The sequence below is a fragment of the Pseudomonas sp. URMO17WK12:I12 genome (genome assembly GCF_000514395.1).
GTDB classification, from domain to species: Bacteria; Pseudomonadota; Gammaproteobacteria; order Pseudomonadales; family Pseudomonadaceae; genus Aquipseudomonas; species Aquipseudomonas mucoides.
In genome coordinates this window covers 20,538-31,403 of record NZ_AZVV01000022.1, presented here as the reverse complement: position 1 = coordinate 31,403, position 10,866 = coordinate 20,538, and the positions used below count along the sequence as shown (strand labels likewise).

The following is a 10,866-nucleotide window of genomic DNA, read 5'->3' as shown; positions in this document are numbered from 1 at the left end:
TCCAATTTTAAACTTTCCGACATACGGTCATTCGGGTGGTCATTTTCCGATGCGTTCGTATGTTTCACAGTGATTTACGACAAGTAATTCAGGGAAATAGAAACCGTTCGTCTGCACTGATTCAAGGCTTCGCCCCATCGCTCCAGGCACCGGTTTTGTTCGGGTACAGAGCTTTGCGCAGGCCATGCGACAGGCACTGGAAGTCCATCCGGAAGTCCAGGCAGGTGTTAATAATCGATTGGGCGCGGATTATCAGTTAAAGACGGCCAAAGGGGGATACTTCCAAGGGGCGATCTGCTGGGCGGTAATTGTCATGAAGACACTGAATAGCGTCACCACGCGAACAGCATCGACCCATAATCACCGGGGAAATTTTGCTCCGCAGGCGTCGCGCCAGCGCCTCTCGCCAATGGCGTTTGACGGTTTCTCGACGTCCAGTGAAGTGGTGCGTCAACAAGCCGCCGAGCTCAAAAACATTCAGTTATTTACTCATCACCGATTCAAGGCGACCATGAGCCGGTTGCTCAAGCGCCAGGGAGTGGTTGCACCGTTGGCATCCGTTGTGCAGAACGACGTGAAGCCAGGTTCCGCTTTCCGGGATGAATTGAGTCCTCCCTTTTTACCGTTAGCCAAGAGTGTCGAGCGTGGAATCAGAAGTCAGTCGAGTTCAACTCATCCATGATCCACGCGCGTTGCATGACGATCCGTTACTGGATGGCCTGCTCGCCCTGTGCACGCTGCACCAGAAACCGGCCAGCGCCGCGATGTTGACCACCGGCCTGCCATTGCCCAAGCAACGCCTGAGCGTTGAGTTGCTGCCTCGCGCCGCCGCTCGCGCCGGCCTGCAAGGTCGGGTGCTGCAACGCAAGCTTGAGCAGATCCCGGCGATTGCGATGCCTGCATTGCTGTTGCTCAAGGATGGCCGCAGTGCGGTCCTGCTCGGCTGGCACGGTGACGACCAGGCGCGCGTACTGCTGAGTGAATGCGATGGCGGCGAAAGTGTCGTCAGTCGTGAATTGCTCGCCGACGACTACACCGGCAAAGTGTTTTTCGCTCAACCCCAGCACAAATTCGACGTCAATCACGGCACGCTGATTCCGCGTGCGCGTTCGTGGTTCCGCGACACCCTCAAGCGTTCGCGCTGGCTGTACGCCGACGCCATCGCCGCCAGTTTCCTGATCAACATCATCGCCATGGCCGCGCCGCTGTTTGTGATGAATGTGTACGACCGCGTGGTGCCGAACCAGGCGGAATCGACCCTGTGGGTCTTGGCCATCGGCATCTCCGGTGCCTACCTGTTCGACCTGATTCTGAAGAGCCTGCGCAGTCTGTGTCTGGACCTGGCCGGCAAGAAAACCGACCTGATCATCTCCGCCACTCTGTTCGAGCGCATTGTCGGCATGGCGATGAAATACCGCCCGGCGCGGGTCGGCAGCTTCGCCCAGAACATCCATGAGTTTCAGAGCCTGCGCGACTTCCTCGCCTCGCTGACCCTGACCAGCCTGATCGACCTGCCGTTTACGCTGCTGATCTTCATGGTCATCGCGATACTCGGCGGACACCTAGTATGGATCCCGGTGCTGGCGTTCCCGATTGCCCTGCTGATCGGCTACGCGCTGCAGAAACCGCTGGTGGCGACCATGGAACGAACCATGGCCCTCGGCGCAGAGCGTCAGTCGAGCCTGATCGAAACCCTCGCCGGCCTCGACGCGGTGAAGGTCAACAACGCCGAAAGCGAACGCCAGTATCAGTGGGAACAAACCATCGGCACCCTCAGCCGCCTCGAACTGCGGGTGAAAATGCTCTCTGGCCTGGCGATGAACATCACCTTGCTGATCCAGCAACTGGCCGGGGTGATCATGATTGTCTTCGGTGTGTACCAGATCATCGCCGGTAACCTGAGCATGGGCGGCCTGATTGCCTGCTACATGCTCAGCGGTCGTGCGCTGAGCCCGCTGGCTTCGCTGTCCGGCCTGCTGACCCGTTATCAGCAAGCGCGGGTGACCATGACCTCAGTCGATCAAATGATGGAGTTGCCGCAAGAGCGCAATTTCGAAGAGCGCCCGCTGAGCCGCAAGGTGTTGCAAGGTGCCATCGAATGCCGGCAGATGAGCTTCACCTATCCGCAACAGCAGAATCCGGCGCTGAAGAACATCAACCTGATCATCAAGCCGGGCGAGAAAATCGGCATCATCGGTCGCAGCGGCTCGGGCAAAAGCTCCCTGGCCAAACTGCTGGTGGGCCTGTACCAACCGGATGACGGCGCGCTGTTGGTGGATGGCGTCGACATCCGTCAGATCGACGTCAGTGAGTTGCGCCACAACATCGGCTACGTGGCTCAGGACATCCAGCTGCTGGCGGGTACCTTGCGCGATAACCTGGTGTCGGGCGCGCGTTATGTAGAAGACGAATTGGTCCTGCAGGCCGCCGAACTGGCCGGCGTGCACGAGTTTGCCCGTCTGCACCCGCAAGGTTACGAACTGCAAGTCGGTGAGCGCGGGCAGAACCTGTCCGGCGGTCAGCGCCAGAATGTCGCGCTGGCCCGGGCGCTGTTGCTTGATCCGCCAATCCTGCTGCTCGACGAGCCGACCAGTGCCATGGACAACACCGGCGAAGAACGCCTCAAACAACGCCTCGCGGCCGTGGTGGAAAGTAAAACCGTGGTGCTGGTCACGCACCGGGCTTCGCTGTTGTCGCTGGTGGATCGCTTGATCGTCATCGACCGTGGACAAATTCTTGCCGATGGCCCGAAAGCCGCCGTGATGGAAGCGTTGAAGAAGGGGCAGATCAGTGTTGCTTAAGTCGGGGTTCAAAAATTCGATCGGTCGTTACTTCAAAGGCTCCGATTCGTTGCATGGCCAGCCACTGCCCGAGGTCAACAAAGCCCTCATCGAAGACGCCCCACGCGTGGTGCGGTTGACGATCTGGGCGATCATCGCTTTCTTCGTGTTCCTGATGCTCTGGGCCCATTACGCGGTGATCGACGAGGTCACCAAGGGCGACGGCAAGGCGATTCCATCGTCCAAGATCCAGAAAATCCAGAACCTTGAGGGCGGTATCGTCTCCGAGCTGTTCGTCAAAGAAGGGCAGATCGTTGAGGCCGGTGCGCCGCTGATTCGCCTCGACGATACGCGCTTCGCTTCCAATGTCGGCGAGACCGAAGCGGATCGCTTGTCGATGCTACTGCGGGTTGAACGCTTGAGCGCGGAAGTCGACGACCGTCCGCTGAATTTCGCGGCGGACGTGCTCAAAGCCGTGCCCGTTCAGGCGGCCAGCGAAGAGTCGCTGTACACGAGCCGTCGTCAGCAACTGCACGATGAAATCGGTGGTTTGCAGGAGCAGTTGATCCAGCGTCAGCAAGAGCTGCGTGAGTTCACCTCCAAACAGTCGCAGTATCGCCAGCAACTGAGTATGCAACGCCAGGAAATCAACATGTCCGAGCCGTTAGTGGCCCAGGGCGCGGTGTCGCCGGTTGAAGTGCTGCGCCTGCGGCGTGCCGAAGTCGAAACGCGTGGACAACTGGATGCCACGACACTGGCGATCCCTCGCGCCGAATCGGCGATCAAGGAAGTGCAGCGCAAGATTGACGAGACACGCGGTAAATTCCGCAGCGAAGCCCTGACTCAACTGAACGAAGCACGCACCGACCTGAACAAGGCCCAGGCCACCGGCAAAGCGCTGGAAGACCGGGTCAGCCGAACGCTGGTGGCATCTCCGGTTCGCGGCATCGTCAACAAGCTGCTGGTGAACACCATTGGCGGCGTGATCCAGCCGGGTAGCGACCTGGTGGAAATCGTGCCGCTGGACGACACCTTGCTGGTCGAGGCGAAAATTCGCCCGCAAGACATCGCCTTCCTGCACCCGGGGCAAGAGGCGACGGTGAAGTTCACGGCGTACGACTACACCATCTACGGTGGGTTGAAGGCCAAGCTTGAGCAGATCGGTGCAGACACCATCACCGATGAAGACAAGAAGACCACGTACTACATCATCAAGCTGCGCACCGATCGCAGCCACCTGGGCACGGATGAAAAGCCGTTGCTGATCATTCCGGGGATGGTGGCGTCGGTGGATATCATCACCGGCAAGAAGTCAGTGCTCAGCTATTTGCTCAAGCCGATTATTCGGGCGCGGGCTGAGGCGTTGCACGAGCGATAATTCGCGATGGCGGCCTGAAAAACAGCACATCCCTAAAAGCCATATCGTTATTCACTAACGGTATTTAAATTTCAATTCTTATACCTATAAAGTCACTCTCCTGCGTACCTGCCGACCAATCGGCGCGCCGCACGACACGAACCAACACGGGACCTCCGTGAGTTTCTTGATCGACGCGCGCGCCCTTGAGCGTGCCGTGCGTGGGAGTGATTTTTTATGTCAGCTGTCTCTGCTACCAACCGCATCGCGCCACAAACCTTCGACATCCGCCCGTTCAGGGGCGCCGTCGGTGCCGAAATCATCGGCCTCGACCTGTCTCTCCCGATCAATGACCAGGACTTCACCCGCCTCCATCGCGCGCACCTGGATCATCACGTCGTGGTGTTCCGCGACCAGCGCATCACTCCCGAGCAGCAGATTGCCTTCAGCCGTCGATTCGGCGTGTTGCAGATCCACGTGCTCAAGCAATTCCTGCTGGCCGGCCACCCGGAAATCCTCATCGTTTCCAACATCATCGAAAACGGCCAATCCATCGGCTTAGGTGACGCTGGCAAGTTCTGGCATTCGGACCTTTCCTATAAAGAACTGCCCAGCCTGGGCTCGATGTTGCACGCCCAAGAGCTGCCATCCGAGGGCGGCGACACCTTGTTCGCTGACATGCACAAAGCCTGGGACAACCTGCCCGATGCGTTGCGCAAAGCGGTTGAAGGCCGATCCGCGGCGCACTCTTACACGGCGCGCTACAGCGAAACCAAATTCGAAGGCAACTGGCGCCCGACCCTGACGCCTGAACAGCTCGCTCAAGTTGTCGAAGTGGTCCACCCGATCGTGCGTACGCACCCGGAAAACGGGCGCAAGGCGCTGTTCGTCAGCGAAGGCTTTACCACCCGCATCGTTGGGTTGCCGGATGACGAGAGCCAGCAACTGCTCGCCGAGCTCTACGCCCACAGCGTGCTGCCGCAAAACATCTACCGCCATCAGTGGCAACCGCATGACCTGGTGTTCTGGGACAACCGTTCGTTGATCCACCTCGCCGCCGGATGCCCCAGCCATCTGCGCCGCAAGCTGTACCGCACCACCATTCAGGGCGACGCGCCTTTCTGATTTATCGGAGAACTCACATGTCCAAACGTTTTCCCTTTGCACCGCTGGCGGCCGCTATCGGCCTGGGTTTCAGCCTGATCGCCGGCAGCCTGGTGGCGCCGACCGCGGCCCACGCCGAAGGTGAAATCCGCATCGCCGAGCAGTTCGGCATTGTTTACCTGTTGCTCAATGTGGTGCGCGATCAGAACCTGATCGAGAAGTACGGCAAGCAGGAAGGCATCGACATCAAGGTCGACTGGACTCAGCTGTCGGGAGGCGCGGCGGTCAACGATGCGCTGCTCTCGGGCTCGATTGATATTGCAGGCGCGGGCGTCGGTCCGTTGCTGACCATTTGGGATCGCACCCACGGCAAGCAGAACGTCAAAGCCGTGGCCTCGCTTGGCAACTTCCCTTACTACCTGGTGAGCAACAATCCCAAGGTCAAGACCATCGCCGATTTCACCGACAAGGACCGGATTGCGGTGCCGGCGGTGGGCGTGTCGGTGCAGTCACGTTTCCTGCAATACGCGGCCGCCAAGCAGTGGGGTGACAAGGAATTCAATCGCCTCGACAAGTACACCATTGCAGTGCCGCACCCGGACGCTACGGCTGCGTTGGTGGCCGGGGGCACCGAGTTGTCCGGGCACTTCTCCAACCCGCCATTCCAGGATCAGGAGCTGGCCAACCCCAACGTCCACGTGGTGTTGAACTCCTATGACGTGCTCGGCCCGAACTCGCCGACGGTGCTGTTCGCCACCGAGAAATTCCGAGACGAGAACCCGAAAACCTATAAGGCCTTCATCGCGGCGCTGACCGAAGCGGCCGAATTCGCGCAGAACGACAAAGGCGCTGCCGCCGACACTTACATCCGCGTCACCAAGGCGAAAATCGACCGCGCCGCGTTGCTGAAAATCATCGACAACCCGCAGTTCGAATTCAGCGTCACGCCGAAGAATACGTATCCACTGGCCGAGTTCCTCTACCGCGTGGGTGCGATCAAAAACAAACCGGATTCGTGGAAGGACTATTTCTTCCAGGACGCCAAGCCACTGCAAGGGAGCTGATCGAAATGAACGCCCCTTTGCAAGGCCACACGGTCAGCAAACCGAACGTTGCAGCCCAGGCGCTGCTGTCGGTCGACAACGTCAGCCTCGAATACCGCACGCCGCAGCGTGTGGTTCGAGCGACCCATCAAGTCAGTTTTGAAATTGATCCGGCGGACCGCTTTGTGCTGCTCGGCCCGTCCGGTTGCGGCAAATCAACTTTACTCAAGGCAGTAGCCGGGTTCATTCCGCCGTGTGAGGGCGAGATCCGTCTTCAAGGGCAAACCGTGCATGCGCCGGGGCCGGACCGCATCGTGGTGTTCCAGGAGTTCGATCAACTGCCGCCGTGGAAAACCGTGAAACAGAACGTCATGTTTCCGCTGCTGGCATCGAAAACCCTGAAGCGTAAAGCAGCTGAAGAGCGGGCGCTGCACTACCTCGAAAAAGTCGGGCTGGCGGCGTTTGCCGATGCTTATCCGCATACCTTGTCCGGTGGCATGAAAGCGCGAGTCGCCATCGCTCGCGCCTTGGCGATGCAACCGAAAATCCTCCTGATGGACGAACCCTTCGCCGCGCTCGATGCGCTGACCCGCCGCAAGATGCAGGAAGAATTGCTGCTGCTGTGGGAAGAGGTGCGTTTCACGCTGCTGTTCGTCACCCACTCCATCGAAGAGGCGTTGGTGGTGGGCAATCGCATTCTGTTGCTGTCGCCGCATCCGGGTCGGGTGCGGGCGGAAGTCCACAGCCACCAATACGATCTGCACAGCCTTGGCGGCGTGGCGTTTCAGGAGTCGGCGCGACGGATTCACCGGTTGTTGTTCGATGAAGGTCAGTCGCCGGAAACCGAGCGTGAGCTGGATTTCTCCGACATTCGCATCGCTTATTGAGCCATTGAGAGGAGTGCCCGATGAGCCATTTATCATCTGCGCGTGAAGCGTTCGAAACGGTTTTGCAGCCGCTGACCAGCGTACCGCTGGAGCGTGAATTACCCCTCGGTCAGCGCCTCTGGCAACAGGGCTGGATTCGTAAAAGCCTGATCCTGATATTGCTGGCGGTACTGTGGGAAGTGGTCGCCCGCGTTCAGAACAATGACCTGCTGCTGCCGAGTTTTCTGCAAACCGCCAGCGCGCTGTATGACGGTTTGCTCAGTGGTGAGTTGCTGGGCAAGATCTGGATTTCGCTGGTGGTGTTGCTCAAGGGCTACCTGATCGGCATCGTCCTGGCGTTTGCCTTGACCACGTTGGCGGTGTCGACCCAGTTCGGTCGGGACCTGCTGAGCACATTGACCTCGATGTTCAACCCGTTGCCGGCGATTGCCTTGTTGCCGTTGGCGCTGTTGTGGTTCGGCCTGGGGCAGAACAGTTTGATTTTTGTGCTGGTGCATTCGGTGCTGTGGGCGTTGGCCTTGAACACCTATGCCGGTTTTCTCGGGGTCTCGGAAACGTTGCGCATGGCGGGTCGTAATTACGGGTTAAAGGGTATGCGGTTTGTGCTGTTTATCCTGATCCCGGCAGCACTGCCGTCGATACTTGCCGGGTTGAAGATTGGCTGGGCCTTTGCCTGGCGTACGTTGATTGCAGCGGAGTTGGTGTTTGGCGCGACCAGCGGCAAGGGTGGGTTGGGCTGGTACATTTTTCAGAACCGTAATGAGCTGTACACCGACAAGGTGTTTGCCGGGTTGGCGGTGGTGATTTTGATTGGGTTGCTGGTGGAGAACCTGGTGTTTGATTCGTTGGAGCGGGTGACCGTTAAGCGCTGGGGGATGCAGCGGTAAGAGTTGTGGTGTTTGGTCTGAGCCATCGCGAGCAAGCTCGCTCCCACAGGGTTTTGTATGGTTCGCAAAATGGTCGGTCAATGTAATCCATCGTGCGAGCTTGCTCGCGATGGGGCCAATCCAGCCAACACATCATTTGAGAGATGTTTGCTAGCATTGCGTCTGAATCAATCCAGATCAGCCACGAGTGCTCAGCATGCAACTCCCGGACATGAACCTGTTGGTCGCCCTCGACGCCTTGCTCGATGAGGGCAGCGTGGTTGGCGCTGCGCGGCGGATGAACCTCAGCCCGGCGGCGATGAGCCGAACGCTGACGCGCATACGCGAAGCCATCGGCGACCCGATCCTGGTGCGCGCCGGGCGCGGTCTGGTGCCAACGCCCAAGGCGCTGGAACTGCGCGAGCAGGTGCGTGACGTGGTCGAGCAGGCCGCCTTGCTGTTTCGTTCCGCCGATGAGGTGGACCTCGGTTCGTTGCGCCGCCGGTTCAGTATCCGCGCCAATGATTTTTTCGTCGGTGTCTATGGCGGCAAACTGTTCGACACCCTGGAGCGCCAGGCGCCGCACTGTGAGTTGCGCTTTGTGCCGGAAGGCGATGGCGATGATGAAGCGCTGCGTGAAGGGCGGATCGATTTGAGTGTCAGCAACAATCGTCCGGTCATGCCGGAAGTGAAAGTGCAGAACTTGTTCTCGACACACTTCGTCGGTCTGGTGCGTGAGGACCATCCCCTGTTCGACGAAGAGATTACCGCCGAGCGCTATGCCGGTTTTTCGCATATCAGCATGTCGCGCCGTGGCATTGCCCGCGGGCCGATCGACACGGCTCTCAACGCATTGGGGCTGGAGCGGCGGGTGGCGGTGATCGCGCCGAGCTTTCATGCGGCAATGTTCGCGTTGCCGGATTCCAATCTGATTCTGCCGGTGCCCCAAGAGGCGTTGCTGAGCGTGCGACGCCTGGGTTTGAAACTGCGCTCGTTCACCCTGCCGATTCCGCTGCCCACCCTGATGCTGACCCAGGCCTGGCACCCACGGTTTGACAATGATCCAGCTCACCGTTGGCTGCGTGAAACCCTCAAAACCTGCTGCGACGAAACATGGCAGGCCGCACAACCCATCTGAAGCAACCCCCACTCCTACAGGGGGTTTTGTATTGTTGCGTCTAGCGCACTTATAACCTGTCGATAAGTCAGTTTTCGTCAGGCCACACGCTTTTTAAAATGCCCCGGTATTCAACCCCCGGAGCAAGCCGTAATGACTTCCCTCACCGTCACGGCACCCCTCGCCGTGACCCCGCCCGCCGCCGTCGTGCCACCGGTCTTCGGCCCGCGGATCATCATCGGTCTGGTGGGGGTGTTGCTGGCAGTGCTGGTGTCGGGCTTGAACGAGATGGTGACCAAAGTAGCGCTGGCGGATATTCGCGGTGCATTGGCCATCGGTTACGACGAAGGCACCTGGCTGGTCGCCAGTTACACCGCGACCTCGGTGGCGGCCATGGCGTTTGCGCCGTGGTGTGCGGTGACGTTCTCCCTGCGGCGATTCACCCTGTGCGCCATCAGCGTCTTCACGGTGTTGGGCCTGTTGTGTCCATTCGCCCCGAACTACGAAAGCCTGCTGGTCATGCGCACGTTGCAGGGCCTGGCCGGCGGTGCATTGCCACCGATGCTGATGACCGTCGCACTGCGGTTCCTGCCGGCCAATGTGAAGCTCTATGGCCTGGCCGGTTATGCGCTGACCGCCACGTTCGGCCCCGGTCTCGGTACACCACTGGCCGGGTTGTGGACCGAGTATGTCGGTTGGCAGTGGACGTTTTGGCAGATCATCGTGCCGTGTCTGCTGGCGCTGGGCGCGGTGGCCTATGGTTTGCCCCAGGACCCGCTACGTCTGGAGCGCTTCAAGCACTTCAACTGGCGCGGACTGCTGCTGGGTTTTCCGGCGATCTGCATGCTGGTGATCGGCATCTTGCAGGGCAATCGGCTGGACTGGTTCGAGTCGAGCCTGATCTGTGGATTGCTCGGTGGTGGGCTGCTGTTGCTGGTGCTGTTTTTGATCAATGAATGGTCGCAGCCGATACCGTTTTTCAAGATGCAGATGCTTGGCATCCGCAACCTCTCGTTTGCTTTGCTCACCTTGGCCGGGGTGCTGGTGATACTGCTGGCGGTGATCATCATTCCGTCCTCTTACCTCGCTCAGGTGCAGGGTTACCGGCCCGTGCAGACGGCGCCGATCACGCTGTTGGCGGCGTTGCCGCAGTTGATTGCGCTGCCGTTGGTGGCGGCGTTGTGCAACCTGCGATGGGTCGATTGTCGCTGGGTGTTGGGCGCGGGTTTGAGCCTGTTGGCGCTGTCGTGCGTCGGTGGTTCGCAGCTGACGTCAGCATGGATTCGCGACGATTTCTACGCGCTGCAACTGCTGCAAATATTCGGTCAGCCCATGGCCGTCCTGCCGCTGTTGATGCTGTCGACCGGCAGCATCTTGCCGATGGAAGGGCCGTTCGCCTCGGCCTGGTTCAACACGGTGAAAGGTCTGTCAGCGGTAATTGCGACCGGCGTCATCGAGGCATTGACCACCACCAGGCTGCATTTTCACTCGACGATGCTGGTGGACAACCTCGGCAACTCGCCCCTGGCCGAACGCGACAGCGCGGGCCTCGCCCATCGCCTGCACGAGCAAGCCGTGGTGCTGACTTCTTCCGATCTTTACCTGTGCATGGCGGGCGTCGCGTTGGCGTTGATCCTGCTGATTTTCTGGCTGCCGACGCGGATGTATCCACCGCGCGCGCCGACTTGAACGCTTTACTGAAACAGAAGGTT

The 10,866-nt window shown here is 59.6% G+C and carries 9 protein-coding genes; all 9 read left to right on the top strand.

Annotated features, from left to right (window positions below; genetic code table 11):
• The first annotated feature begins 184 nt into the window (after positions 1-184).
• Positions 185-682 carry a hypothetical protein gene (locus D882_RS1000000132770; protein WP_155953752.1) on the top strand — a complete coding sequence of 166 codons (498 nt, stop codon included), beginning with the start codon at positions 185-187 and terminating at the stop codon, positions 680-682.
• The gene (locus tag D882_RS0126395) at positions 645-2,801 is read left to right on the top strand and encodes a type I secretion system permease/ATPase (protein WP_027926024.1); all 2,157 of its coding nucleotides are present in this window, start codon (positions 645-647) and stop codon (positions 2,799-2,801) included. Before D882_RS1000000132770 ends, D882_RS0126395 begins: the two co-directional genes overlap by 38 nt.
• Complete coding sequence (locus D882_RS0126390) at positions 2,791-4,158, top strand: HlyD family type I secretion periplasmic adaptor subunit (RefSeq protein ID WP_027926023.1); 1,368 nt, start codon at positions 2,791-2,793, stop codon at positions 4,156-4,158. Before D882_RS0126395 ends, D882_RS0126390 begins: the two co-directional genes overlap by 11 nt.
• 216 nt (positions 4,159-4,374) lie before the next feature.
• Positions 4,375-5,262, top strand: coding sequence for a TauD/TfdA family dioxygenase (locus tag D882_RS0126385; protein ID WP_027926022.1), 888 nt, complete (start codon positions 4,375-4,377; stop codon positions 5,260-5,262).
• Positions 5,263-5,279: 17 nt separating this feature from the next.
• Positions 5,280-6,305, top strand: a complete 1,026-nt coding sequence (locus D882_RS0126380) for an ABC transporter substrate-binding protein (RefSeq protein ID WP_027926021.1) — start codon at positions 5,280-5,282, stop codon at positions 6,303-6,305.
• Positions 6,306-6,310: 5 nt separating this feature from the next.
• Positions 6,311-7,171 (top strand): ABC transporter ATP-binding protein, encoded by an 861-nt coding sequence (locus D882_RS0126375; RefSeq protein ID WP_027926020.1) that lies wholly within the window; start codon positions 6,311-6,313, stop codon positions 7,169-7,171.
• 20 nt (positions 7,172-7,191) lie between these two features.
• Positions 7,192-8,058: an ABC transporter permease gene (locus D882_RS0126370; RefSeq protein ID WP_027926019.1), complete on the top strand. Its 867-nt coding sequence runs from the start codon at positions 7,192-7,194 to the stop codon at positions 8,056-8,058.
• 196 nt (positions 8,059-8,254) lie between these two features.
• Complete coding sequence (locus tag D882_RS0126365; RefSeq protein ID WP_027926018.1) at positions 8,255-9,175, top strand: LysR family transcriptional regulator; 921 nt, start codon at positions 8,255-8,257, stop codon at positions 9,173-9,175.
• Positions 9,176-9,307: 132 nt separating this feature from the next.
• Positions 9,308-10,843, top strand: a complete 1,536-nt coding sequence (locus D882_RS0126360) for an MFS transporter (RefSeq protein WP_027926017.1) — start codon at positions 9,308-9,310, stop codon at positions 10,841-10,843.
• Positions 10,844-10,866 lie beyond the last annotated feature (23 nt).

Coding starts and splice junctions, on each gene's coding strand:
- D882_RS1000000132770 (WP_155953752.1), top strand. CDS start 185: ATGCGACAGGCACTGGAAGTCCATCCGGAAGTCCAGGCAGGTGTTAAT.
- D882_RS0126385 (WP_027926022.1), top strand. CDS start 4,375: ATGTCAGCTGTCTCTGCTACCAACCGCATCGCGCCACAAACCTTCGAC.
- D882_RS0126380 (WP_027926021.1), top strand. CDS start 5,280: ATGTCCAAACGTTTTCCCTTTGCACCGCTGGCGGCCGCTATCGGCCTG.
- D882_RS0126375 (WP_027926020.1), top strand. CDS start 6,311: ATGAACGCCCCTTTGCAAGGCCACACGGTCAGCAAACCGAACGTTGCA.
- D882_RS0126370 (WP_027926019.1), top strand. CDS start 7,192: ATGAGCCATTTATCATCTGCGCGTGAAGCGTTCGAAACGGTTTTGCAG.
- D882_RS0126365 (WP_027926018.1), top strand. CDS start 8,255: ATGCAACTCCCGGACATGAACCTGTTGGTCGCCCTCGACGCCTTGCTC.
- D882_RS0126360 (WP_027926017.1), top strand. CDS start 9,308: ATGACTTCCCTCACCGTCACGGCACCCCTCGCCGTGACCCCGCCCGCC.